This is a genomic window from Microbacterium sp. VKM Ac-2923, assembly GCF_022815605.1.
In the GTDB taxonomy this organism is placed as follows: domain Bacteria; phylum Actinomycetota; class Actinomycetes; order Actinomycetales; family Microbacteriaceae; genus Microbacterium.
The window spans coordinates 226384-251062 of sequence record NZ_JALGRP010000005.1; the positions used below are offsets into that span (position 1 = coordinate 226384).

The 24679-nt window shown below is 71.3% G+C and carries 21 protein-coding genes and 1 pseudogene; 8 read left to right on the forward strand and 14 right to left on the reverse strand.

The annotated features are described in order from the left end of the window. Positions 1-127: 127 nt before the first annotated feature. The 5 genes from MT347_RS10715 to MT347_RS10735 form a co-directional block, all read right to left on the reverse strand. On the reverse strand, positions 128-580 hold the full coding sequence (locus MT347_RS10715; protein WP_243500931.1) for a hypothetical protein: 453 nt from the start codon (positions 578-580) through the stop codon (positions 128-130). Beyond that, a complete protein-coding gene (gene dapB, locus MT347_RS10720) occupies positions 577-1389 on the reverse strand; it encodes a 4-hydroxy-tetrahydrodipicolinate reductase (RefSeq protein WP_243500932.1) in 813 nt (270 codons plus the stop codon). Before dapB ends, MT347_RS10715 begins: the two co-directional genes overlap by 4 nt. A gap of 97 nt (positions 1390-1486) precedes the next feature. Beyond that, complete coding sequence (locus tag MT347_RS10725) at positions 1487-2089, reverse strand: histidine phosphatase family protein (RefSeq protein ID WP_243500933.1); 603 nt, start codon at positions 2087-2089, stop codon at positions 1487-1489. A gap of 77 nt (positions 2090-2166) precedes the next feature. Continuing rightward, positions 2167-3192, reverse strand: a complete 1026-nt coding sequence (locus MT347_RS10730) for an aldo/keto reductase (protein WP_243500934.1) — start codon at positions 3190-3192, stop codon at positions 2167-2169. A 233-nt stretch (positions 3193-3425) separates the two neighbouring features. After that, a complete protein-coding gene (locus MT347_RS10735) occupies positions 3426-5723 on the reverse strand; it encodes a polyribonucleotide nucleotidyltransferase (RefSeq protein ID WP_243500935.1) in 2298 nt (765 codons plus the stop codon). Positions 5724-6027: 304 nt separating this feature from the next. Here MT347_RS10735 and MT347_RS10740 point away from each other — a divergent pair, with 304 nt between their 5' ends. Further along, a complete protein-coding gene (locus tag MT347_RS10740) occupies positions 6028-7335 on the forward strand; it encodes a hypothetical protein (protein WP_243500936.1) in 1308 nt (435 codons plus the stop codon). A 213-nt stretch (positions 7336-7548) separates the two neighbouring features. On the opposite strand, the gene MT347_RS10745 is transcribed toward MT347_RS10740, so the two are convergent. Further along, positions 7549-9516, reverse strand: a complete 1968-nt coding sequence (locus tag MT347_RS10745) for a glycosyltransferase (protein WP_243500937.1) — start codon at positions 9514-9516, stop codon at positions 7549-7551. A gap of 133 nt (positions 9517-9649) precedes the next feature. Between MT347_RS10745 and MT347_RS10750 the strand changes: the two genes are divergently transcribed. Beyond that, positions 9650-10261: a DedA family protein gene (locus tag MT347_RS10750; protein WP_243500938.1), complete on the forward strand. Its 612-nt coding sequence runs from the start codon at positions 9650-9652 to the stop codon at positions 10259-10261. 218 nt (positions 10262-10479) lie between these two features. Here MT347_RS10750 and MT347_RS10755 read toward each other — a convergent pair. After that, positions 10480-11242, reverse strand: a pseudogene (locus tag MT347_RS10755) (fructosamine kinase family protein). Positions 11243-11288: 46 nt separating this feature from the next. On the opposite strand from MT347_RS10755, the gene MT347_RS10760 reads away from it, so the two are divergent. Beyond that, on the forward strand, positions 11289-12071 hold the full coding sequence (locus tag MT347_RS10760) for a DNA/RNA non-specific endonuclease (protein WP_243500940.1): 783 nt from the start codon (positions 11289-11291) through the stop codon (positions 12069-12071). 133 nt (positions 12072-12204) lie between these two features. Next, complete coding sequence (locus tag MT347_RS10765; protein WP_243500941.1) at positions 12205-12903, forward strand: Pr6Pr family membrane protein; 699 nt, start codon at positions 12205-12207, stop codon at positions 12901-12903. Between the two features lie 28 nt (positions 12904-12931). Here MT347_RS10765 and MT347_RS10770 read toward each other — a convergent pair whose 3' ends face one another. The 6 genes from MT347_RS10770 to efeU form a co-directional block, all read right to left on the reverse strand. Next, a complete protein-coding gene (locus MT347_RS10770) occupies positions 12932-13534 on the reverse strand; it encodes a bifunctional 2-polyprenyl-6-hydroxyphenol methylase/3-demethylubiquinol 3-O-methyltransferase UbiG (RefSeq protein ID WP_243500942.1) in 603 nt (200 codons plus the stop codon). 378 nt (positions 13535-13912) lie between these two features. Then, positions 13913-14557 (reverse strand): FMN reductase, encoded by a 645-nt coding sequence (locus MT347_RS10775; RefSeq protein WP_243501130.1) that lies wholly within the window; start codon positions 14555-14557, stop codon positions 13913-13915. 1 nt (position 14558) lies between these two features. Next, positions 14559-15788 carry an LLM class flavin-dependent oxidoreductase gene (locus MT347_RS10780; protein WP_243500943.1) on the reverse strand — a complete coding sequence of 410 codons (1230 nt, stop codon included), beginning with the start codon at positions 15786-15788 and terminating at the stop codon, positions 14559-14561. A gap of 178 nt (positions 15789-15966) precedes the next feature. Continuing rightward, complete coding sequence (gene efeB / locus MT347_RS10785; RefSeq protein ID WP_243500944.1) at positions 15967-17313, reverse strand: iron uptake transporter deferrochelatase/peroxidase subunit; 1347 nt, start codon at positions 17311-17313, stop codon at positions 15967-15969. Between the two features lie 2 nt (positions 17314-17315). After that, positions 17316-18545 (reverse strand): iron uptake system protein EfeO, encoded by a 1230-nt coding sequence (efeO, locus tag MT347_RS10790; protein WP_243500945.1) that lies wholly within the window; start codon positions 18543-18545, stop codon positions 17316-17318. 60 nt (positions 18546-18605) lie between these two features. Next, entirely contained in the window at positions 18606-19667 is a 1062-nt protein-coding gene (gene efeU / locus MT347_RS10795; RefSeq protein WP_243500946.1) for an iron uptake transporter permease EfeU, read from the reverse strand. Positions 19668-19938: 271 nt separating this feature from the next. On the opposite strand from efeU, the gene MT347_RS10800 reads away from it, so the two are divergent. Beyond that, a complete protein-coding gene (locus MT347_RS10800) occupies positions 19939-20955 on the forward strand; it encodes an isopenicillin N synthase family oxygenase (protein ID WP_243500947.1) in 1017 nt (338 codons plus the stop codon). Positions 20956-21347: 392 nt separating this feature from the next. On the opposite strand, the gene rpsO is transcribed toward MT347_RS10800, so the two are convergent. Then, complete coding sequence (rpsO, locus tag MT347_RS10805) at positions 21348-21617, reverse strand: 30S ribosomal protein S15 (RefSeq protein ID WP_019180606.1); 270 nt, start codon at positions 21615-21617, stop codon at positions 21348-21350. 175 nt (positions 21618-21792) lie between these two features. On the opposite strand from rpsO, the gene MT347_RS10810 reads away from it, so the two are divergent. The 3 genes from MT347_RS10810 to MT347_RS10820 all read left to right on the forward strand — a co-directional run bounded on the left by MT347_RS10810 (position 21793) and on the right by MT347_RS10820 (position 24399). Next, entirely contained in the window at positions 21793-22014 is a 222-nt protein-coding gene (locus MT347_RS10810; RefSeq protein WP_243500948.1) for a DUF167 domain-containing protein, read from the forward strand. Beyond that, on the forward strand, positions 22011-23315 hold the full coding sequence (locus MT347_RS10815; protein WP_243500949.1) for an MFS transporter: 1305 nt from the start codon (positions 22011-22013) through the stop codon (positions 23313-23315). Before MT347_RS10810 ends, MT347_RS10815 begins: the two co-directional genes overlap by 4 nt. A gap of 166 nt (positions 23316-23481) precedes the next feature. Further along, positions 23482-24399 (forward strand): DMT family transporter, encoded by a 918-nt coding sequence (locus tag MT347_RS10820; RefSeq protein ID WP_243500950.1) that lies wholly within the window; start codon positions 23482-23484, stop codon positions 24397-24399. The last annotated feature ends 280 nt before the right edge of the window (positions 24400-24679 follow it).

The following is a 24679-nucleotide window of genomic DNA, read 5'->3' on the forward strand; positions in this document are numbered from 1 at the left end:
CGCGCTGCAATGCAGCCCCGGGCATGCAATCGTGCGGCACAGGCCTCCGACGGACCCGCGACAGTTCTGCAGGGGCCGCACAGCCCCGCTGCGCACCCTGACCCGGCGCGCGATCCTGGCTCGGGAATCAGCCCCCGCGACGCTCGGCGCTCTCGAGGCTGATCGCCGCACGGACGGCCGCACGTGCGCGGCGACGGTCGCCCGCCGCGTCGTACGCCAGCGCGAGACGGTACCGGACGCGCCAATCGTCGGGATGCGCCTCGACGTCGGCGCGATAGCGCGGGAACAGGGCGTCTCCGTCCTCACGTTCGATGCGACCGCTCGGGCGCACCGGCAGGTCTTCGTCGGGAAGACCCCCCTCGGCGTCCAGCCTCTCCCCGAGCTGCTGCGCGCGGACGCCGAACCACAGCTCTCGTCCGATCGCCCACAGCGCCAGCAGCGGCAGCGCGAGCAGCGCCACCCCCATCACGATGGCGACCGGCTCGCCGCTGGTGAGCAGCACGAACGCCCGCTGCCCCGCCAGCACGACGTACAGCAGCAGCAGCACCGTCATCAGGGCGACGGCGACGCGAACCCTCATGCGCTGGTGGCGCCGGCGACCTGGCCCGACACGTCGCCGTCGGCGACGGGCGTCTCCGGCGTCTCCGGACTCGTATGCACTCCGATGTCGATGAAGCTGTCGAGACCGATCACGACGCCCCGCGCCTCCCGCGCCGCAGCCAGGGCGATACGGATGCCGGGGGCGTACGCCGAGGCAGGGTCGACGGTGTCATGCACGATCGTCAGCGACTCCCCCGCACCCGAGAGCACCGTCTCCTGGCGGGCGACGACACCCGGTCGCCGCAGCGAGTGGATGGGAACGGATGCGACACGCTGACCGCGAGCACGCTGGTCGACGTGGGGGGACTCCACGGGTCCGACGTCAGCACGCGCGGCGGCGATGAGCTCGGCAGTTCGCACGGCGGTGCCGCTCGGCGAATCGATCTTCGTCTCGCGGTGCGCCTCGATGATCTCGATCGAGGGGAAGAAGGGGGCCGCGGCGGCGGCGAGTGCGCTCCCGATCACCGACCCCAGGGAGAAGTTCGGGATGAACACCGCACCCGTACCGCTGGCTTCCACCAGGGGACGCACGAGCGCGATTCGTTCGTTCGACCATCCGGATGTGCCGACGAGGACGTTGATGCCGCGTTCGATCGCGGCGCGCACGACGTCGATCGACACCGCCGGAGTCGACGCGTCGACGACGAGGTCGGCGCCGTCGAGGTCGGCGAAATCGGAGCGCGAGCCGAGCACCGCGGTGACCTCGTACCCCTCTTCAGCCTCGATGACCTGACGGATCACCCCGCCCAACTTGCCGGTTCCGCCCACGATGGCCACGCGTGTCGTCATGCGTTCCACCCTAAGCGGCAGCGCGCGCCGCGGCCCGCGTTGTCCACAGACGCGCCGCCCGCCTTCCGGCCACCGACGCGCTCGGCGATCCGACCGCTCAGACGGGAAGCGGGTCGACCAGGCCGGTGCGGAGTTCGACCGGCAGGTGCGCGAGATCGTTGTGCGAGAGCAGAGTCCAGGGGCGGCCCTTCTTCTGCGCGATGACGGTGAGTCCGCAGTAGGCCTGGTTGATCGTCATCCAGCGCCAGTCGGGTGCCTGGAGCACCTCGCGCACGAACCACGAGATGACGAAGTTGTGGGTGATGACGAGTTCGTGCACTTCGCCGGCCTTGCGAGCGAGGAACTCCGCCGTCGCATCGGCCATCTGCGCGCGACCCGCGTCGACCTCGGCCTCGGTGACCGACCCGAAGAACGGCTCGTAGGCGGCGGGCGTCTCGGGCGTCATCCCCGTGGGAACGCAGTCGAACAGCAGCGCCGACGACACCGGCGACACCGCCGGCAGCCGGTCCGCTACGGCACGCGCCGTCTGAGCGGCACGCTCGAGCGGCGAGTGCCACACCGCGTCGAGGGGAAGTCCCGACAGGCGATCGGCGAGGAGAGCCGCCTGGCGCTGACCGCGCGGCGACAAAGGGCCGTCGGTGAGTCCATGCTCGGCATCCTGGTGCTCGCCATGGCGCACCAGGTAGATGTAGTGCGTCACGTCAGCCCACCCCGTTGTCGATCTGCCGTCCCCCGGCCGGTCGTTCCAGCCTACGTCACGCCCGCGCGGACGGGACGTCACTCGGCGGCGCGCGCGATATCCGACAGCTGGGCCCGACTGAGACGCACACCGACGGCGCGCATGCATTCCACGACATGGCGCGGGGCGAACGCATTCACGATGGGCGCGGTGACGATCTTCTGAGCGAGGAGCCAGGCCACCGCGACGGCGGCATCCGGGATGCCCAGTTCGTTCCCGACCGCGTCGAGGGCACGGAGGACGCGCGATCCGCGACGGTTCAGGTTCGCGGCGACCTGGGAGCCGCGCACGGACTTCGTGGACTGGCCGCGCGTGCGCATCTCGCCGGCGAGGAAACCGTGGGCGAGGGGATGCGAGGGAGTCACGGCCATGTTCTGCGCGGAGGCGATCAGGCGCACGTCGCCGTCGAACTCCGCCCGGCGCAGCACGTTGTAGGGCACATCGAGCACGGTGATGCGCGGGTATCCGGCCGACGACAGGATGCGCGCCTCCACGAGCTGCGCCGCGGTGTAGCCGTGGGCACCGATCGCGCGGACCTTGCCCGACTCCACCAGCCATTCGCTGGTGGCCAGGGTGTCTTCGAGCATGCCGCGGCCCCCACTGACGGCGTCGAGCGAGAGCACGTCGATGCGGTCGGTTCCGAGGCGCGTGAGCGATGCCTCGACGGCGCGGACGAGGTTGACCGAGTCGAGACCGGGGTGGTCGGGGTGGCCGCCGACGCGTACGGTCAGCACGGTGTCGTCGCGCACGCGGCGGGTGCGCATCCACTCGCCGATGATGAATTCACTGCGGCCGGCCGCGTAACTGTCGGCCGTGTGCAGGGCGTTGCCGCCGAGCTCGGCGTACGCGTCCAGGATCTCGTGGCTCGCCCCGGAGTCGACGTTCCAGCCGAATTCGCCGCCGCCGAGGAAGAGCGGGAAGACCTCGAAACCGGTCTCTCCCAGGGGGACCCGCACATGAGAACCGAGCCCCGGACCCTGCAGGGTGATGGGAGTGGACGGGTGCGCGGAGCGGTCGCGGCGCAGGCGCGGCGTGGCCGTCTTCTCGACGCCCGAGCCGCTCATGAGGTCCTCTCAGATGCCGGGCGACGGTACGGCAGACGCCGTATCAGCACGCCCCCCGACGTACTTCGAGATTATGCGTTCCCCCGCAGACGGCTGACCTTTCACCCGGCTCGCCGATAAACTTTCAGTAACGCTTGCGCGCGGCGTCGTCACTTCGTTCTCATCCGTCACACGCGTCACACGACGGATGCCCGCCCCGCATGACGCGGGACGGGCATCCGAAGACGTGAGGATCAGCCTTCGGCGGGAGCCTCGGGGCCCTCGCTCGCGGCGGCCGAGCTCTGCGTGTCGGCCGGCTCGGGGGTGGTGGCCTCCTCGTCGACGACGGGCTCGAGCGACAGCTTGCCGCGGTCGTCGATCTTCGTGATGCGCACGAGGATCTTGCGACCCACCGAGAGCACGTCCTCGACGTTCTCGACGCGCTTGCCACCGGCGAGCTTGCGGACCTCGCTGACGTGCAGCAGGCCGTCCTTGCCGGGGAGCAGCGAGACGAACGCACCGAAGGTCGCGATCTTGACGACCGTGCCCAGGAACTGCTCGCCCACCTCGGGGTTGGTCGGGTTGGCGATCGCGTTCACCTGCGCGCGGGCGGCCTCGGCCGACGGGCCGTCGGTCGCGCCGATGTAGACGGTGCCGTCGTCCTCGATGGAGATCTGGGCGCCGGTCTCGTCCTGGATCGAGTTGATCGTCTTGCCCTTCGGGCCGATGAGCTCACCGATCTTGTCGACCGGGATCTGCACGCTGATGACGCGGGGCGCGGTGGGCGCCATCTCGTCGGGCGCGTCGATCGCGGCGTTCAGGACGTTGAGGATCGTCAGGCGAGCCTCCTTGGCCTGGGTGAGGGCTGCGGCCAGCACCGACGACGGGATGCCGTCGAGCTTGGTGTCGAGCTGGATCGCGGTGATGAATTCGCTCGTCCCCGCGACCTTGAAGTCCATGTCGCCCAGGGCGTCCTCGGCGCCGAGGATGTCGGTCAGCGCGGCGTAGCGCGTCTGACCGTCGACCTCGTCGGTGACCAGGCCCATGGCGATACCGGCGACGGGGGCGCGCAGCGGCACACCCGCGTTCAGCAGCGACAGCGTCGAGGCGCAGACCGAGCCCATCGACGTCGAGCCGTTGGAGCCGAGGGCTTCGGACACCTGACGGATCGCGTAGGGGAACTCCTCGCGGCTGGGGAGCACCGGCACGAGCGCGCGCTCGGCGAGGAAGCCGTGGCCGATCTCGCGACGCTTCGGGCTGCCCACGCGACCGGTCTCACCGGTCGAGTACGGCGGGAAGTTGTAGTGGTGCAGGTAGCGCTTGCTCGTGATCGGCGACAGCGAGTCGATCTGCTGCTCCATCTTGAGCATGTTCAGCGTGGTGACACCCAGGATCTGGGTCTCGCCGCGCTGGAAGATCGCCGACCCGTGCACGCGCGGGATGACCTGCACCTCGGCGTCGAGCGGACGGATGTCGGCCAGGCCGCGGCCGTCCATGCGGACACCCTCGGCGAGGATGCGGCCGCGGACGATCGTCTTGGTGACCGACTTGTAGGCGGCGTTGAACTCGAGCGTCGCAACGGCGGGCAGTTCGCCCGACTCGACGGCGGCGAGCAGCTGCTCCTTGACCGAGGACTTGACCTCGTCATCGGCGTTCTGACGCTCCTGCTTGTCGGCGATCTGGTACACCGGCACGAGGCGGTCGTAGGCGCGACCGGCGACGAAGTCGTACGTCTGCTGGCTGTACGCCGGGAAGACGGGGAACGACTGGATCTCCTTGGCCGCGGTGCGCGCGACCTCGTTCTGCGCGTCGACGAGCTGACGCAGGAACGGCTTGGCCGCTTCGAGACCCTCGGCGACGACCTGCTCGTTGGGCTTGGTCGCGCCGCCCTTGATCATGTTCCAGCTGCCCTCGGTGGCCTCGGCCTCCACCATCATGATGGCGACGTCGCCGTCGTCGAGCACGCGGCCCGCGACGATGAGATCGAAGACGGCCGTCTCGAGCTGCGTGACGGTCGGGAACGCGACCCACTGGTCGCCGTTCTCGCCGTGGCCCGGGATGAGGGCCAGACGCACACCCGCGATGGGGCCCGAGAAGGGCAGACCCGAGATCTGGGTCGACAGCGACGCCGCGTTGATGGCGAGGGCGTCGTAGAACTCGCCGGGGGCGATGGAGAGCACGGTGACGACGATCTGCACCTCGTTGCGGAGGCCGTCGACGAACGACGGACGCAGCGGGCGGTCGATGAGGCGGCACACGAGGATGGCCTCGGTTGAGGGGCGACCCTCGCGGCGGAAGAACGACCCGGGGATCTTGCCCGCGGCGTACGAGCGCTCCTCGACGTCGACGGTCAGCGGGAAGAAGTCGAAGCCTTCACGCGGGTGCTTGCCGGCGCTGGTGGCCGAGAGAAGCATGGTCTCTTCGTCGAGGTAGGCGGCGACGGCGCCCTGGGCCTGCTGAGCGAGGCGACCGGTCTCGAAGCGGATGGTGCGGGTGCCGAAACGGCCGTTGTCGAGAACGGCTTCAGCGGCGGTGATTTCTGGACCTTCCAAGAGGTCCCTCCTTCTTTGTTTAGGCTCGCCGCCCCGTGTGGGAGGCGAGCTGACATGCGAAGGAGCAGGAACAGGCAGAAAGGGCGCGCCGACGGGTCGGCCCGGAAGTCCCGGCGACTGGCCACCAGTAGACGACCACCCGGCGATCACGACGGGGAGTCCACCACAGGGGACCAGCGTCTGCCGGCCTGCTCCGTGAGCTCATATGTAATTGAGCGGATGCCAAGACGGCATCCCGACAACCCTATCAGCGACGGCACCTCGCGGGCTGGGCATCCGGGGGCGCGTGCTCTAGCGTGACCTCATGGGTCGCATCCGTCGCAGCAGTCACACGCTCCTCGTGTGCGCCGCGGTCGTGGCGGCCCTCCTTCCCACCCCGGCGAGTGCCACCACCACGACGACGCGGGCGGCCGCGCCCCTCGCGGCCGTCGACGAGACCGCCGTCGCCCGGGTGAAGCAGCAGCTGGACGCCGCGGAGGCCGCGGCCGTGCAGGCCTCGCGCCGCGCCCTCGACGCGTCGGCGGCCGCGGAGCGCACCCGCGCTCTGGCCGAGTCGACTGCGGCGCGGGCCGACGCCCTCGCCCTTCGGAGTGCCGCCGCCGCGACCGACCTCTCGGACAAGAGCGAGCGGGCCGGAGCCAGCGCCGCCCGCCTGTACCGCACCGTGGGCGCCGGCCCCCTCGTCAGCCAAGTGCTCACCGACGCCGATCCCGACTCTCTGCTCGAACGTCTCGGCATCCTGGACCGCGTCGCAACCCTCACCGCGCGCACGGCACGTCAGGCGCGCAGCGCGGCCGACATCGCCGCGTCGCTGAGCGATCAGGCGGATCAGGCGCGTTCGGAGGCCACGCGACTCGCCGACGAGGCCCGGGTCACCGCCGATGCCGCCCAGGTCGAGGCGGATGCCGAATCGGCGAGCGTCGCCGCAGCGCAGGCGCGCCTCGACGACCTCTATGCGCAGCTCGCGACGCTGCGCGCATCGACGGCGGCCGCCGAGAAGGCGGCCCGCGAGCGGGAGAAGGCCCAGCAGGATGCGGCCGCACCCGGCGGTGCGACGGGCGGCGGGTCCGGCGCGAGCAGAGGATCGACCTCCGGCGGCTCGGCCGGGAGCGGTTCGGGCTCGGGCGGCGGGTCAGGTTCGAGCGGGGGCTCCGGCTCCGGCGGCGGATCCGGCTCGGGCGGCGGGACCGGCTCCGGCAGCGGGTCCGGCTCCGGTAGCGGGACTGGCTCCGGCAGCGGGTCCGGCTCCGGTAGCGGGTCCGGCTCGGGCGGCGGATCGACGCCGCCGCCGTCGACCTCGATCATGACCCCCGACGAAGCCCGCGCCAACGCGCGTGGACAGATCGGCGGCTACGGCTGGGGCGATGACCAGTTCTCCTGCCTGAACTCGCTCTGGAACCGCGAGTCAGGGTGGCGCGTGCAGGCCGAGAACCCCTGGAGCGGTGCCTACGGAATCCCGCAGGCATTGCCCGGCGAGAAGATGGCATCCGCCGGTCTCGACTGGCGCACGAACGGCGCGACGCAGATCTCGTGGGGCCTGTCGTACATCGACGCGCGGTACGGGAGCCCGTGCGGAGCGTGGGATCACTCCGAGCGGACCGGCTGGTACTGAGGGGCCGCCCCGGACCCTTCGACAGGCTCAGGCACCTTCCGCACGACGCGGCGCCGAACCCGTCGGCACGCTTGGGGACCTCCCATGCCAGGCGGCTGAGCCCGACGAAGCCGCCGGACCCTTCGACAGGCTCAGGGGACCCCCGCACGAGGTGGCTGAGCCCGTCGAAGCCACCGGACCCGTGGACAGGCTCGGCGTCCGTGCGGGCCCGTGTCAGGTCGTGCGGACCCGCTCCCGATCGCCGCGCGTGGGCAGCTCGACGTAGCCGGTGTGCTTGGACCGGATGCCGTCACCCGCGGTGCGACCGCGCATCCGGCGCCATACCCACGGGAGCGCGTCGCGAGTGAGCCAGCTGCCGACCGGCGCGTCGTCGGTGTCGGCGTGGAGCGCCTCGTCGAGATCGAGCAGGGCGCGGGCGTCGGGCACCCCGAGCGCCTCCGCCGCCCGGTAGGCGACCAGGCGATGTCCCGACGACCTCAGGTGCACAAGGTCGTCGGCCCACAGGGGCAGGTCGCCCAGGTCGGCGACGGCCTCCAGATCGAGCAGGATCGCCCCCTGCTCCTGGGCGATGCGACGCAGCTCCACGTTGTAGGCGGCGAAGCGACGCGCGAAGAGACGGGCAGCGGGTCGGCGCGGCAGGAACGTCGTCACCAGCAGCACATCCGCCCCGGTCCGTCGCACCGCCCGGACGGCCGACTCGACCTCGGCGACGATGGCCGGCATCGTCAGCACCGGGGTCAGCAGGTCGTTCGCGCCGATCAGGATCGACACGAGGTCGGGCTCCAGCGCGAGAGCCTCGGGGATCTGGTCGTCGATCAGGTGGCGCACCCGGCGGCTGCGCACCGCGAGGTTGGCGTAGCGGAAGGGGCCCGCCTCGCTCGTGTGCGCGAGCAGTTCGGCGAGCCGGTCGGCCCACCCGCGGAACTGCCCCGCCGGCATGCGCGAGGTGTCGCACAACCCCTCGGTGAGCGAGTCGCCCAGGGCGACGTAGCGCGTCCAGCGTCCCCGGGTACGGGATGCCGCGGGCGCCGCCGGCCGTGGACCCCCGCGCAACAGCAGGCTGTCGTCGATGCGGCGCAGGGTCACGGCATCCTCGTAGTGCCCCACGAGGTCGCGGGTGAGGGCCTCCCACGTGCGCCCCTGCACCGCGTCGCGGGCGGCACGGGCGAAGGCTCGCCGCTTGGACTCGTCGCCCACGAGGTCGGCGACGCGGGCGCGCAGGTCGTCGAGATCGCCCGGCTTGTAGAGCCATCCGTCGACGCTCGAGCGAACGAGGTCGAGCGGCCCGCCGACGCCTGTCGCGACCACCGGGACGCCGCTGGCGAGGGCCTCCTGGATGGTCTGCCCGAACGTCTCGCTCTCGCCCGGGTGCACGAAGACGTCGAAGCCCGCCATGGCCCGCGCGAGCGCGTCGCCCGACAGGTGGCCGGTGAAGACGGCATCCGGGATCGCCCGCTCGAGCGCCGGGCGCGAGGGGCCGTCGCCGACGATGACCAACCGGGTGTCGGGAAGGTCGGCGAGCGCGCGCAGATCGTCGACCTGCTTCTCCGGCGCCAGTCGTCCGACGTACCCGACGATGCGTTCGCCGTTCGGGGCGACCTCGGCCCGCCAGGCGTCGTCACGGTGCTCGGGGGCGAAGCGCACGGCATCCACTCCCCTGCCCCAGCGGCGGATGCGGTCCACACCGAGGTCGGACAGCTGTCGGGTCGAGGCCGACGAGGGCGCGAGGGTGAGGGTCGCACGACGGTGCAGGCGTGCGACGTGACCCGCGACGAGGGCGGTGGCGTGGGGCACCCCGTACTTCTGCGCGTAGGCGACCACATCGGTCTGGTAGATCGCGACCGAAGGGATCTTCAACGCGTCGGCGGCGGCGAGTCCCTGCCATCCGAGCACGAACGGGGATGCCAGGTGCACGACGTCGGGGTCGAAGTCGCGCAGCAGCGTGCCCAGGCGTGCCGCGCGGGCGAATACCACGCGCACCTCCGGGTACGACGGCAGCGGAACGGATCGCAGCAACTCGGTGCGGGCCCCGTGCAGGTCGGCGGTGACGTCGCCCGCCCTCGGGGCGATGACCAGCGTCTCGTGCCCCGCCTCAGCGAGATGGCGCAGCACGTGGAGCACGGAACCGGTGACCCCGTTCATGTGCGGGAGGAAGGATTCGGCCAGCAGCGCGACTCTCACGACACCAGAGTGGGACCTCGCGGGTCCCGGCGGAACGCGAAGGGGACCGACGTTCGCGATGTTCACCGGATGCTCCGCCGGGCGACACCGCTCGGTCGGCGGGGCGTCTCGATCAGCGGCGGAGAGTGACCGGATGGACGGTGTCGACGCGTGGCTGCAGGCGATCGCCGCGAGCCCCTGGGCCCTGCCCGGGATGGCCGCGCTCGTGTTCGCCGACGCGTTCCTGGTCGTCATCCCGGGTGAGGCGGCGGTGACCGCGTTCGGGACGTTGGCCGTGTCGCACGCGACCTTCCCCTTGGCATCCGTGATCCTCGTGGCGGCCGCCGCGGCCTTCGCGGGCGACGCGTGCTGCTATCTGGTGGGACGAACGGTCGGCGTCGAACGCTGGGCGTGGATGCGCGGGCCCCGCGTGGGCGCAGCGCTCGAGTGGGCGCGGGCGCGGCTGGAGCGCAACGCCGCTGTCGTGCTCTTCACGGCGCGCTTCGTGCCGTTCGCGCGGCTCGCTGTGAACCTCGCGGCGGGAGCGGCACGGGTGAATCCGGGCCGCTACCTCGGCGTCGCCGCGGTGGCGGCGCTCGCGTGGGCGGCGTACCAGGCCGTCATCGGGGCGATCGTTGCGGCGGTGGTGCCGGGAGGGCCCGTGGTGGCGGTCGTCGTATCGATCGTCGTGGCCGTGGGCATCGGCGTCGCTATCGATCTCGTGCTCGCCCGGCGGGCGAAGCGTCGGGAGGCGGCTCGGCGCTGACGCGGGCGGAGCGGGGTCGGCGGCCACGATGCGGTGTCGGCTGACGCTTACGCTCACGGGTTTCTCGCAGATGTGCTCGAGGCTCGCAGAAATCCGGCGACCGGGTGCGAGGAACGTGCAGAACTGCGAGATTCCGGATGCCGCGACCCGGCGGATCGCACACCCGACGCGTCTCGCGCCCGAGATCGAGGTGATCCCGGATGCCGAAGCCCGACGCCCTACGCGAGCGCGAGCGTCCGCTCGGCGGCGTCGACGAGCGCCCGACCGTACGACGGTCCATGACCGGCGGCGTGCACGGCGAGCGGGTGCAGCTGGTGCAGCGGCACGCGGTCGCGCCACCCGTCGCGCAGCGGTCGGGCGCGGTCGTAGGCGGCGAGGATGCGCTCGAGGAACGGGCAGCCGAAGAGCGACAGCATGGCCAGATCGGTCTCGCGGTGCCCGCCGTGGGCGGCGGGGTCGATGAGCACCACCCCCTCGGCCGACCACAGGACGTTGCCCGCCCACAGGTCGCCGTGCACGCGGGCGGGCGGTTCGTCGTCATCGAACGCGCCGCCCGCGACGAGCGCGCAGGCGCGTCGGACGAGGTCGGCCCCGGATGCCGAGAGGCTTCCGGCCGCGAGCGCGATCGGCAGGAACGGCTCGACGCGCTGAACGGCGTAGAACGCCCCCCACGTCGCCGTCGGTCGCGCGGGCTGCGGCCGACGGCCGATGAAGATATCGCCCGCCCACCCCGGCGGCGGGGATCCGAAGGCGGCGGCCCCGGCGGCGTGAGTGGCGGTGAGAGCGGCGCCGAAGGCGTCGGCGGCCACCGCGGTGGGTCGCGCGTCGTCGATCCGCTCCAGGGCGATCCGGTCGTCGCCGACGTCGAGCACCCGGGCGACGCGCGCCCCCCCGGGCCTCAGCGAGCCATCGCAAGCCCGCCGCTTCGACGGCGAAGAAGCCCGCGGGTGCGTCCGACCGGGTCTTCACGTGCTGCTCCATCGGTTCAGTCTGTCGCGATGTCGGAGGTCCCGGGCACGATGGAGGCATGAGCGACGGCTACGACTCCGACTTCCTCGGCATCCCCCTCCCCCTTCCCGCGCCCGACCGGCCCACGACGCGGCTCGACTACCCGCGGTTCTCGGTGCTGCTCGACGAGGAGCGCCGCTTCGCCGCCGTCACCGCCGTCGTCATCGACGGCGCGACGCTGCGCGATCAGCCGCGTACGGGCGAGTGGCGCCTCGACCCGCGGGTGGAGGACGACGCCCAGGCCGGACCCGAGGTCTACAGCCGCAACGACCTCGATCGCGGGCACCTCGTGCGCCGTCGCGATCCGGGCTGGGGCTCGGCATCCGAGGCTCAGGATGCCACCGAGGCGACGTTCTTCTACACCAATGCCGCACCGCAGGCAGCCGGGTTCAACCAGTCGAAAGAGCTGTGGCTCGGGCTCGAAGACCATGTGCTGGCGTACGCCGAGACGACCGACCAGCGCGTCGCGGTGTTCACCGCACCGGTGCTCGACGAGGCCGACCCGCCGTACCGCGGCATCCGTGTGCCGCTGCGATTCTGGAAGATCGCGGCCTGGCGTGAGGGCGACGCACTCGCGGCCGCCGGCTTCGTCCTCGACCAGACCGCTCTCGTCGACACGCGGCAGGGTCTCACGGTGCCCCGACTGGGCGCGTTCCGGACGTTCCAGGTCCCCGTCGCCGACATCGCTGCCGAGGCGGGCATCGACGTCGGTCCGCTCGCGGTGGCCGACACGTTCGTGCGCCGCGGGCTCCGTCCGGTCGTCGCCCGCGAGCTGGAGAGCGTCGACGACATCGTGCTGTGAGAGTCCGGGAGACGCGGGGTAGGCCCCGCTACCCTCGGCGACGACACCGCTCGCGGGCCTCGACGAGACGGCGCGTGTGATCCTCGACACGCGCGCCTGTACCGAGACAAGACCTGCGCCCTAGCATGAGCGCGTGAGCAGCCCCCGATATCTCGACGACCGGTTACCCGTGATGAGCGGGCACCGGCAGTGGACGGTCCGCGTCTTCTTCGGCGTCATGGCGGTCGGGCTCACCGTCACCCTCATCGCTCAGTGCATCCTCACGGCGTCGGAGGGACGCAGTCTCGCCAACACGTTCAGCTACTTCACCATCCAGTCGAACGTCTTGGTGCTCGTGACCTCCGCGATCCTCTGCCTTGGGCCCCAGCCCTCCGGTGCGTTGTGGTGGAGGCTGCTCCGGCTGTCGGCACTGGTGGGCATCACGGTGACGGGCATCGTGTACGCGCTGTTCCTCGCACGGTCCGTGCACCTGACGGGTCTGGCATCCGTGTACAACCAGGTGTTCCATCACCTGTCGCCTCTGCTGACCGTTGTGGGTTACGTGGTGATCGAACCGCGGCAGGGTTTCCGGCGCCGCGACCTCGCGTTTCTCGGCTGGCCGGCGCTGTGGCTCGTGTACACGATGGTCCGGGGTGCCTTCTTCGATCCCCGCTTCACCGGATTCGCCCCGAAGCCCAGCAACTACCCCTACCCGTTCCTCGACCCGACCCAGGCTCCGCCCGCAGAGATCATCGGTTCGATCGCCGTCGTCTTCGCGCTTCTGCTCGTCGTCGGGATCGGGTACGTGGTGAGTGACCGACGCAAGCCGTTCTGGCGCGGTCGTCGCGGCTGACCGTCGCGCCGGCTGAGGTCGAGGTTCGTCAGGCCACGCGCACCGCGTACAGCAGCGTGTCGACCGCCGCGGCGGCGTGCCCGCCGCGCAGCTCGGCGTCGGCGCTCGTGCGCGTGATGCGCTCACAGCGGGCGATGTGGAACCGGTCGTCGAGGGCGCTGCGCAGCAGATCCGGGGTGTACAGGATCGTGGGGTCCGACGGCCCGTGTCCCCCGGCGGCGATGTTGTCGACGTCGTGGCCGATCACCACGAGCGCACCGCCCGGAGCCACCCACTCCGTCATCCGCGCGACGGCCGCCGTGCTGTCGGGCAGGTGCAGGTAACACGACACCACCAGGTCCACGGGTGCCGCGGGCTCCCACTCGTGCACATCGCCGTGGACCCAGGTCACGGCATCCCCGCCCGGGCGTGCCGCGGCGAGCGCGAGCGCCTCCGCCGAGAAGTCGACGCCGGTACACGTCCACCCGCGGCCTGCGAGCCACGCCGCGGTGCGTCCATCGCCGGTCGCGACGTCGATCGCGGTCCCCGGCCGGAGCGCCGCCGTGATCTGTTGCGCGACGGCGGGAGGTTCAGCGGCCCACACTCCCCCGGGCGCTGCTCGGTATCGCTCGTCCCACTGCGCGGCATCCATCCGGCGTCCTCTCGTCGGCCCCACCCTAGGGCCGTCATCCCGCCACCGCTGACGGCTCGGTCAGGGGTCGTGACGTGCTGCCCGCCCTCAGCCGTGCGCACGACCTCGGGGGCAGGCACATCCTCGTCCCCGAGAACCGCGACTGCCGCGGACATCACGCACATCCGGAGCCGATGCCCACCCCACGCACACCCGCACAACCTCAGCGATACGCACACCCTCAGCCCGCGGATCACGGATGCCACTGACAGTGCGCGAATCCCGGAGCCTGAGACCGCGCCGCGCACACCCCCAGCCGTGCGCGCAGCAAGCCCCCCATGCATGACCCCGGCACGGCGAAGCCCCGCCACCCGAACGGACGACGGGGCTTCACCGGGGTCACTCCCCCGACAGACCGCCCAGCAGGTGACCGAACGATCGGCCCTCGCCGAGGTACGACGACGGGTCGAAGGGGTCCGCGTCGCGGACGGGCTGGCGTGCGGCGATGGCATCCGCCAGCTCGCGAGCGCCGCGATCGACGCGCGAGCCGAGAGGGGCGACCTCGTCGGCGTTCGATCCCCAGTCGCTGGATGCCGCGAAGACACCGGTCGGCACGGGGTTGGCGTGCAGGTACGTGAAGAGCGGCCGGATGGCGTAGTCGATCGCGAGCGAGTGGCGGGCGGTACCGGCGTTCGCGCCGATCAGCACGGGCGTGCCGTTCAGGGCCTGCGGGTCGAGCACGTCGATGAACGACTTGAACAGGCCGGAGTAGCTCGTGGAGAAGATCGGCGTGACCGCGATGATGCCGTCGGCGGAGACGACCGTGTTGATCATCTGCTCCAGAGCGGGCGGGGCGAAGCCGGTGAGCAGGTTGTCGGTCAGGTCGTGGGCGTAGTCGCGCAGCTCGAACACGTCGCTGGTGGCATCGATCCCGCGCTCGCGCAGCTCGGCGAGCGCCGCGTGCACGAGACGGTCACCCAGCATGCGCGTCGACGAGGGCGTCGAGAGCCCCGCGGTGACCACGGCGATGCGGCGGGCGGCCATCTCAGGCACCGACCTTAGTCGCGGCGGTACCGAAGGCGCTGCCGGCCTTCGCGGCATCCTGGTACGGACTTCCGGCGGTGAGGTTGTCTCCGCGGTTCGCCCCGGGAACGGCCTGACGGGGGGCAGCCCCGGCGTAGATCTTCTCGATGCGGTTGGCGTGCGTGGGCGCGTCGGGCACCTCGGCCGGGCGGTTCTTCTGCAGCTCCTTGCGCAGCACCGGCACGACCTCGGAGCCCAGGATGTCGAGCTGCTCGAGCACCGTCTTGGTGGGGAGACCCGCGTGGTCGATGAGGAACAGCTGACGCTGGTAGTCGCCGAAGGTCTCGCGCATCGCCGCGTAGCGGTCGATGACCTGCTGCGGCGAGCCGACGGTCAGCGGAGTCATCTCGCTGAAGTCCTCGAGGCTCGGGCCGTGGCCGTAGACGGGGGCGTTGTCGAAGTACGGGCGGAACTCCCGCACCGCGTCCTGGGAGTTGGCGCGCATGAACACCTGGCCCCCGAGGCCGACGATCGCCTGCTGCGGCGTGCCGTGGCCGTAGTGGGCGTAGCGCTCGCGGTACAGCGTGATGAGGCGCTGGTAGTGCTCCTTGGGCCAGAAGATGTTGTTGGCGAAGAAGCCGTTGCCGTAGTACGCAGCCTGCTCGGCGATCTCGGGCGTGCGGATCGAGCCGTGCCACACGAACGGGGGCACCCCGTCGAGCGGACGCGGGGTCGAGGTGAAGCCCTGCAGCGGAGTGCGGAACTTCCCCTCCCAGTCCACGACGTCCTCACGCCAGAGCTTGTGCAGCAGATCGTAGTTCTCGATGGTCAAGGGCAGTCCCTGGCGGATGTCTTTGCCGAACCAGGGGTACACCGGCCCGGTGTTGCCGCGGCCGAGCATGAGGTCGGCGCGACCGCCCGACACGTGCTGCAGCATCGCGAAGTCCTCGGCGATCTTCACCGGGTCATTCGTGGTGATGAGGGTCGTCGAGGTCGTGAGGATGAGCCGCTCGGTCTGCGCGGCGATGTACGCCAACGTCGTCGTGGGCGAAGACGACCAGAACGGCGGGTTGTGGTGCTCGCCGAGGGCGAAGACATCGAGGCCCACCTCCTCGGTGTGCCGGGCGATCGTGAGCGTGTCCTTGATGCGCTGCGCTTCGCTGGGGGTCTTCCCCGTGGTCGGGTCCTGGGTGATGTCGCTGACCGTCATGACGCCGAACTGCATGCCGGGCCAGGTGTTCGTCTCGCTCATGATGCGCCCTCCGTTTGTATGCATCTGAATATACATGGTGGAACGCGGGGCGCCGACGTTTATTCCGCGCACACCCGGAGGCTTCGACAGGCTCAGCCTCCTGACGAACCCCGAGCCCCTCGCCACGGTGCAACGGAGGTCCCTGAGCCCGTCGACGGGACCGGCGCCCGCAGACGCGTCAGGCGCCGAGCAGCCCGGCGCCCACCGATGCCCCCGCCGCGGGAGCCGGCGGCACCGCCCACAGCCCCGACCCGACGTGGCGGATGTATTCGCCCAGGGCATCCGTCGACAGCGATCGCTGAAGGGCGACGAATCGATCGGGGTTCTTCTGGAACGACAGGAAGAACAACCCCGCGTTCAACCGCCCGAGGTCGGTGGTGCCGTCGACGAAGTTGAAGCCCCGGCGGAGGATCCGGATGCCGCCGTTCATGTCGGGATGCGCGAGGCGCACGTGGCTGCGCGCATCGATCGCCGGCGTTCCGTCGGGACCGGCCGCCGCGAAGTCGGGAGCGGCGAACTCGTCGCCACCCGACAGCGGCGCCCCCTGCGCCTTGTCGCGGCCGACCACCCGGTCCTGCTCGGCCAGCCGCGTGCGATCCCACGTCTCGATGAGCATCGCGATGCGCCGCGCCACCAGGTACGACCCGCCCGCGAGCCACGCCGGACCCTCGGATGCCGAGACCCACACGTTCTCGTCGAGGGCGGCCTCGTCATCGGCGAGGATGTTGGCCGTTCCGTCCTTGAAGCCGAACAGATTGCGGGGCGTCGCCTGCGCGGCCGTGGTCTTGGACGTGCGTCCGAAGCCGAGCTGCGACCACCGGATCGTCGCGCGACCGAAGGCGATGCGGCTGAGATTGCGGATCGCGTGCACGGCGACCTGCGGATCGTCGGCGCAGGCCTGGATGCACAGGTCGCCGTCGGAGCGCAGCGGGTCCAGATCGTCGTTCAGGAACGCCGGCAGTCGCTCGAGACCCGCGGGCTTCTGCCCCTCGAGGCCGAACCGGGAGTCGAACAGCGACGGGCCGAACCCGAACGTGATGGTGAGGTTGCTCGCCGGTAGCCCGAGCGCTTCGCCCGTGTCGTCCGGCGGCGCCTCGGGCGAGCCGCCGACGGCGCCGGTCGCGCTCACGTCGAGCCCCTGCATCATGCGCGTCGCCGCGTACGTCCAGTCCGCGAGCAGCTCGGCGAGGTCGTCGCGGGTGGTGCGCGCCATCATGTCGTACGCCGCGAAGTGCAGATGTTCCTGCACCGGGGTGGTGATCCCGACCTGGTGGACGCCGGATGCCGGGGCCACGGCATCCATGGCATGCCGCGCCTGATCCTGGCCGTACGCGGCGCCACCGACGAGACCTGCGCCTGCGCCGACGACGAGGCTCGTCGCACTCGCCCCGAGCGCGAGGCCGATTAGACCGCGACGCGAGACGCCCGCTTCGGGCTCGGCGCCCGAACCCGTGCCATCCGGACCCGCGGCTGCCGCCGGACCCGAGGGTCCGGCGGCAGCGGTGGTCTGCTCTTGGTCGCTCACGCTCACTCCAGGATGGTGACGGTCAGCTGCGACAGCGGCTCGGCGAGCGCGTTGATGAGGTCGGTGAACTGGCGCTTGTCGGCCTCGGTGAGCTGCGCGTAGGGCACGAACCCGGCGTCGGCCGAGCCGTGCGCGGCGAGCGCCGCCTCGAGGTCCGTGTACCCGGCGTCGATGCGCGACACGAGTTCGGCGCCCTTGTCACCCTGCGACTCCGCGAAATCGCGGACGAGGGAGAACGCCATCTTGGAACCCTCGACGTTGGCGGCGAAGTCGTACAGGTCGGTTCCCGACCACCAGTCCTCTTCGCCGCTGATCTTGCCGGTGGCGACCTCGTCGAGCAGCGCGATCGCGCCGTTCGAGATCCCCGCGACGCCCTGCGCGTCCAGCGCCTCGGTGAACGCGTCGGAGTGCACGTAGTCGTACAGCTCTTGCGTGTCGGCGATGAGCTTGTCGCCGTACGTCGCGCGCTCCGCGGGGGTCGAGGGCGCCCAGTCCTTCCAGGCGGACGTCTCGCCGTCGGCGTTCAGCGCGTCCTGCGCCGGGACCCACAGGTCTTTCTCGATGCGGTGGAACCCGGTCCAGGCCAATCCCTCGGCCACCGCGTCGACCTCGCGGTAGTCGATGCGGGGGTCGAGGTCGCCGAGCGCCTCGGCGATGGGCTCGATTCGCTCGTAGGAGGCGCGTACCCGCGGGAACTGCTCGCGCGCCGCGGCGTCGTCGCTGGAGGCGTAAGCCGCGGCGAACGTCTGCACGGCCGGGATCAGCTGCCCGACCTGGTCTTTCACGAAGGCGGCGTACAGGTCGACGGCCTGCTGCTTCTGCTCGGCATCCGGACCCGAGACCGCGACCGCGTCACCGCTGACCGAGAAGCTCGCCCGGCCCACGCCGTCGCCGATCATGCCGGGCTTGCAGAGGGTGTAGTACTCGCCGGGCTGCGCCACGACGGTGAGGCTGCGCGAGGCGCCCGGAGCAATGTTCTCGACCTCACCCACGATGCGCAGGCCGTCGGATGCCAGCAGGTAGAACTCCGTGGTCTGGTCGCTCTTGTTGCTCACGTCGAAGGCGAGGGTGCCGCTCGGCGCCGACGCGGCCGAGACGGCGCACCCGTCGGCGGTCGAGGTGACGGTGAGCGCCCCGGAGGAGGCGGCGTCGGTCTTCGCGACGCAGCCCGTGAGGATGAGGGCGGCGGCGCCGGCCACGGCCGTGGCCGCGAGGAGGCGAGTCGAGGTCATGATGCTCCGTTCGGATGGAGGATGGATGCCGCGGCGTCGGGTGCGCGCGGGAACCGGGGTCTACGGGGCGGCGGTGACGCCGGAGGGGCGAGCGTCCGCGGGGGCGGCGGGGTTCGGGGGCGCGACGCTGCCCGACGCGTGCGGGGACACGGCGGGCGACACCGCGGCGGACGGAGGCGTCGAGGCGTCTTCGGACGCCGATGCCACGGCATCGTCGATCGGCACCGCCGGGCGCGGGCGGCGGTTCGCGCGCACCCCGCGGACGAACAGCGGCACGACGATCGCGACGTAGAGCACCCAGGCGATCACCTGCAGCCAGGTCATCGCGGGCATGAAGCCGACGGTCGCCTGCAGCAACGCCGCGAGGGGCCCGGACGGGGCGATCTGTGCGGACACGTCGAACGCCCACCCGAAGGGGAAGCCGGCCCAGCCGGTGGCGACGCCCCCGGTGACGGGGTCGAGCGGGGCCGCGCCGCCGAACGGGCCGGGGAGGGCGCCCGCTTCCTGCAGATCGTGGATCGCGTACGCCAACACTCCCGCGGCCACGACGACGAGGAATCCCCCGCTCCAGGTGAAGAAGCGGCCCAGATTGAGCCGCAGCATCCCGCGAGCGATGAGCCAGCCGAGCACGACGGCGATGCCGAGACCCACCACGGCTCCGAGGAGGGCTTCCGACCGATCCTGGAAGGACTGCACCATCGCCCACAGGAACAGCGTGGTCTCGACCCCCTCGCGCGCGACCGAGACGAAGCCGATCGCGACCAGCGCCCACACACCGCCCCGGAGCGCCCTGTCGACGCCGCCCTCGAGACCGGCTTTGAGCGAGCGGCCGGCCTTCTGCATCCAGAAGATCATCCAGGTGACCATGGCCACGGCAAGAAGCGACATCCCCCCACCGAGAAGCTCCTGCGCCTCGAACGTGAGCATGTACGCCCCGAAGGTGAAGACCGCTCCGACGCCGAGAGCGAGGGCCACCGCGAGCCCGACGCCCGTCCAGAGCTTCGGCAGGGCATCGCGACGCCCGACGCGGGTGAGGTAGGCCACGAGGATGCCGACGACGAGCGCGGCTTCGAGGCCTTCGCGGAGGCCGATGAGGAAGGTGGCGAAGAAACTGGCGAGCACGGGCGGTGATCCGACTTTCGGGTTCAGGGGAGCCGCGACGCTGCGGATCGGGTAAGGACAGCCTCACCTGACTGTGACAGATTACGCATGTTCGCCGTTTCGCGCACCTCCGATCTCCGGCGCGCCGTCGCTCCGCCCCTCCCGGTGCCGCATCAGCGGGGAGGGTCGGAGCCCGGCGGCCATCCGGCGACGCGCGCCGCCCGGGCGACCGAGACGGTAACGGTCGGCAACATTCCGCGCGCCCGCGGCGGGAGCGACCTAGCCTCGTCGCATGCCCGACCTGAATCTCCCCGTTCTCGACCTCTCCCTGCTCGACCAGGGTCCGGATGCCGCCGCCCGCTTCCGCGATGAGCTGCGCGCGGCCACCCACGACGTCGGCTTCTTCTACCTGACCGGCACCGGCGTCAGCGCCGAGCTCGAGACGAACCTGTTACGGGTGGCCAAGGATTTCTTCGCCCTCCCGGATGCCGAGAAACTCGCGATCGAGAACGTCACCAGCCCGCACTTCCGCGGCTACACGCGCGTCGGCGGCGAGCGCACGCAGGGCCGCGTCGACTGGCGCGAGCAGATCGACATCGGTCCCGAGCGCGACGCGATCCGGGACCCCGACGGCCCGGGCTACAACCGTCTGATCGGACCGAACCTCTGGCCCGCCGCACAGCCGGAGCTGAAGGAGGTCGTCACCGAGTGGCACGACCACCTCACCGGCGTCGCCCGCAAGCTGCTGCGCGCGTGGGCGCTCGCCCTCGGCGCCGAGGAGCAGTACTTCGACCGCCACTTCGGCGACCCGCAGACCCTCATCAAGATCGTCCGCTACCCCGGTAAGGACGACCCGACGCCGCAGCAAGGGGTGGGCGCGCACAAGGACTCCGGGGTCTTGACGCTGCTCTGGGTCGAGCCCGGCAAGGGCGGGCTGCAAGTGGAGCGCGACGGCGAGTGGGTGGACGCTCCCCCGGTGTCGGGCGCCTTCGTGGTGAACATCGGCGAGCTGCTCGAGTACGCCACGCAGGGCTACCTGCGCGCGACCAACCACCGCGTGATCTCGCCGCGCTTCCCCGACGAGCGCATCTCGGTGCCGTTCTTCTTCAACCCCGCGCTCGATGCGCGCCTGCCCATCATCGAGCTGCCGGTCGAGCTCGCGGCCGAAGCCCGCGGCGTGGAAGAGGACCCGACCAATCCCATCCACGCCACCTACGGCGAGAACGCGCTCAAGTCTCGCCTCCGCGCCCACCCCGACGTGGCCGAGCGCTGGCACCCCGACCTGGTCGCCGCCCGCGCGGCATCCTGATCCCGCCCGCCGCCCGCGCGGCATCCTGATCCTGCACGCCACCCGCGCGGCATCCTGATCCTGCCCGCCAGCCGCGCGGCATCCCTATCCCGCGGGCTCGCCAGTCACACCGCTCGCGAGCCGGGCAGTGTCTGTTCGGGGTTTGCCGCGCACCGGCATCCATTGAGGACGGCGCCCGACACCGCCGCGAATTTCATCCATAAACACGGATCGTGCGTGTAAACGCTGCGGCACCGTGTTGATGGGCCCGATCCGCGTTTATGCGTGGCGGTCCCGCATTCGCCGCACGGGTGCGACCGCGTGCGCGCGGGCGTCACGGCATCCGGGAACGACGAAGGCCGCCCCACACCGTGGGGCGGCCTTCGAGAAAGCGATATACGCGGGGGTCGCGCTTAGCGACGGAGACCCAGGCGCTCGATCAGCGAGCGGTAACGCGCGATGTCGATGTCCTGGAGGTAGCCGAGCAGACGACGGCGCTGACCCACCATCAAGAACAGACCACGACGCGAGTGGTGGTCGTGCTTGTGCTCCTTGAGGTGCTCGGTGAGGTCCTTGATGCGCTGCGTCAGCATCGCGACCTGCACCTCGGGGGATCCGGTGTCACCGGGGTGCGTCGCGTACTCTTCGATGATCGCCTTCTTGGCGTCAGACTCGAGCGGCATAGATGGGATCCCCTTTCTCTCATTGCGCGGCGCCCGACGCCTGATGCGTGGGCTCTCTTTATCCGCGGCCGATCAAACGGCAACCGCATGAGTCTACCGCATGCGGATGCCGCAGCCGAACCGCTGCAGCATCCCGGCCGCGCCAGGTGTCGGAGGGCTGGCGTAGCCTCGATCCGTGCAGTTCACCGTCCGCGTCAAGCCCGGCGACCGACGCGGTCCCCTGGTCGAAGACACCGCCCAGGGCCTCGTGGTCCGCGTGCGCGAACGCGCCGTCGACGGTGCCGCCAACAGCGGGGTCGTCGAAGCGCTCGCCGCCCACTTCGACGTGCGGCCGCGCGATGTCGAGATCCTGCGGGGGCACACGTCCCGCGTGAAACGCGTGGAGGTCGACGCGTGAGCGTGCGCCAGAGCGCGTTCATCGATCTACGCCCCCTCACGACCTCCCCCGCATTCGCCCGCCTGTGGATCGGGTCCACGCTGGCCGGGCTCGGCGGCCAGCTCACCGTGGTCGCGGTCATGCTGCACGTGTTCGAGTTGACCCAGAGCACTCTCGCGGTGTCGATGATCGCGGTCGCGGGACTCCTGCCGATGATCGCGGCGGGCCTGTACGGCGGCATGCTCGCCGACGCGTTCGACCGCCGCACGGTGGCCCTGCTCGCGGCCGTGGTCACCTTCGCCTCGACCGCACTGCTCGCGGTGTTGGCGTGGACCGGGCTCGAGACAGTGGGGTGGCTCTTCGTCCTCAGCGTGGTGAATTCCGCAGCCAACTCGATCGTCATGGCCACCAAGTCGGCGATCACTCCGCGCCTCCTCCCCCGCGATCTGCTGCCGGCCGCCGCCGCGCTGCAGGGGGTCACCTTCGGCATCATGGTGATGGCCGGTCCCGCGCTCGCGGGGGTGCTCGTCGCCGTCGCCGGCTACGCGTGGACCTACTCCCTCGACGTGCTGCTCATGACGTCGCTGTTCCTCGGCCTGTGGTCGCTGCCGAAGCTCCGTCCGGAAGGCGAGGTGGTGCGCCCCGGCCTGGAGTCGCTGCGCGACGGCGTGCGGTTCCTGCGCCGCGCACCCAACATCCGCCTGCAGTACGTGCTCGACATCATCGCGATGACCTTCGGCCAGCCGGTGGCCCTGTTCCCCGCGATCGGCGCGGTCCTCCTCGGCGGCGGTGCGATCACCACGGGCGTGCTCACGGCGGCGGTCGCCGCGGGTGCCTTCCTGTCGAGCCTGTTCTCCGGACCCATCGGCCGCGTCCGCCGCCAGGGGCTCGGCATCGAGAGGGCGATCCAGGTCTATGGTCTGTCAATCGGCGCCTTCGGGCTCGTGCTGCTCGCCGCCGCGTCGGGCTGGCTCCGCCCCGAGGTCGTCGACGAGTCGCACGCCGCCGTCGCCCTGATCGTCCTGGCAGCCATCGCCCTTTCGGTCTCCGGCGCCGCCGACAACGTCAGCGCCATCTACCGGTCGACCATGATGCAGGCGGCGGTTCCGGATGCCATGCGCGGCCGTCTCCAGGGCATCTTCATCGTGGTGGTGGCCGGCGGTCCGCGCGTGGGTGCCCTGTACGCCGGCACCCTCGCGACCATCGCGGCCCTCTGGGTGCCGCCCCTGCTCGGCGGCCTCGTGATCCTGGCCCTCGTGGGCACTCTCGTACGCCTCTCGCCCCGGTTCCGGCAGTACGACGCACGTGATCCGCAGCCCTGACGCTGCTCCCCCCGCTCCGCCCTCTCCGCGGCGCGCTTCCGCCCGCCCGAGGCCGCCGCCCCGCACCGCGACCGCCGCAGGGTCTGACTGCCGATCGTCGGCGGATTCCGGCCGTCGCACTCGCCCGGACGGTGCGATGTCGGTGCGCGGGCCTAGGGTCGGGAACGTGGCATCCGGTCCCTCTCCCTCCCCCGTCTCGATCGCTGTCCAGTTCGTCCTCGCCGGGATCGTCTGGGGCTCGAGCTTCCTCTTCATCGCGGTCGCCCTCACCGGCATGACACCGCCACAGGTCGCCGGCGGTCGCCTCCTCTTCGGCGCCCTGGCCCTCGGTGCGATCGTCGCGATCCGCCGCGAACGGCTCCCGCGGAGCCGGCGGGTCTGGGGGCACCTCTGCGTGCTGGCCGTGACGTTCTGCGCCGTGCCGTTCCTGCTGTTCGCCTGGGCCGAGCAGCACGTGTCGTCCGGTTTGGCGAGCATTTTCAACGCGACGACCCCGATCATGACGGCCATCATGGCCTGGGCGGCGTTCCGCGTCGAACGCCTCAAGCCCGGCCAGCTGGTCGGCATCGCCATCGGCATCGCCGGTGTCGTCGTGATCATCGCGCCCGGAGCGGTGACCGACGTCGGCGACAGCACCGTTGCCCAGCTCGCCCTCCTCGGCGCCACCGCCTGCTACGGATTCAGCCTCGCGTACGTGCGGCGGTTCCTGAGCGACACCGGGCTCTCGGGCATCGCCCTGGCCTTCGGCTACATCGGTCCCGCGGCGGCGATCATGGTGCTGCTGTCGCCGGTGATCTTGGCCGAACCGATGAACCTCACCCCTCCGGTGGTCGCGAGCATCGTCACGCTGGGCGTGCTCGGCACCGGCCTGGCGTACATCTGGAACCAGAACGTGCTGCGCGCGTGGGGTCCGACGCGCGCGTCCACCGTCACGTACATCACGCCGGTCGTCGGCGTGGCACTCGGCGTCCTCGTGCTCGGCGAGCGCATCTCGTGGAACGAACCGGTCGGCGCCGCGGTCGTGTTCGTCGGCATCCTGCTGGTGCAGCAGAGACTGCGGATCCCGCGGCGCACCCCCGTCTGAGCGGACGAGCCGGCACGGGGGGTTCCGCAACGCCGCGCGCGTGGGCGCGGCGGTCCGTCCGAGCGGCGCGACCCGCGGCCCGCACGCACCGCGACACCGGCGCGTGCGCGCGTGGCGACCCGTCCGAGCGGCGCGACCCACGGCCCGCAGCACCGCGACACCAGCGCGTGCCCGCGTGGCGCCCCCTGGTCGCCGACTCCCCTCGAAACACGACGAGGGCCCCGGATGCCATGGCATCCGAGGCCCTCATGGGATCACGTCCGCAGCGACCGCTGCGGGG

Coding starts and splice junctions, on each gene's coding strand:
- MT347_RS10715 (WP_243500931.1), bottom strand. CDS start 580: ATGAGGGTTCGCGTCGCCGTCGCCCTGATGACGGTGCTGCTGCTGCTG.
- dapB (WP_243500932.1), bottom strand. CDS start 1,389: ATGACGACACGCGTGGCCATCGTGGGCGGAACCGGCAAGTTGGGCGGG.
- MT347_RS10730 (WP_243500934.1), bottom strand. CDS start 3,192: ATGAGCGGCTCGGGCGTCGAGAAGACGGCCACGCCGCGCCTGCGCCGC.
- MT347_RS10740 (WP_243500936.1), top strand. CDS start 6,028: ATGGGTCGCATCCGTCGCAGCAGTCACACGCTCCTCGTGTGCGCCGCG.
- MT347_RS10750 (WP_243500938.1), top strand. CDS start 9,650: ATGGACGGTGTCGACGCGTGGCTGCAGGCGATCGCCGCGAGCCCCTGG.
- MT347_RS10760 (WP_243500940.1), top strand. CDS start 11,289: ATGAGCGACGGCTACGACTCCGACTTCCTCGGCATCCCCCTCCCCCTT.
- MT347_RS10770 (WP_243500942.1), bottom strand. CDS start 13,534: ATGGATGCCGCGCAGTGGGACGAGCGATACCGAGCAGCGCCCGGGGGA.
- MT347_RS10775 (WP_243501130.1), bottom strand. CDS start 14,557: ATGGCCGCCCGCCGCATCGCCGTGGTCACCGCGGGGCTCTCGACGCCC.
- MT347_RS10780 (WP_243500943.1), bottom strand. CDS start 15,788: ATGAGCGAGACGAACACCTGGCCCGGCATGCAGTTCGGCGTCATGACG.
- efeO (WP_243500945.1), bottom strand. CDS start 18,545: ATGACCTCGACTCGCCTCCTCGCGGCCACGGCCGTGGCCGGCGCCGCC.
- MT347_RS10800 (WP_243500947.1), top strand. CDS start 19,939: ATGCCCGACCTGAATCTCCCCGTTCTCGACCTCTCCCTGCTCGACCAG.
- rpsO (WP_019180606.1), bottom strand. CDS start 21,617: ATGCCGCTCGAGTCTGACGCCAAGAAGGCGATCATCGAAGAGTACGCG.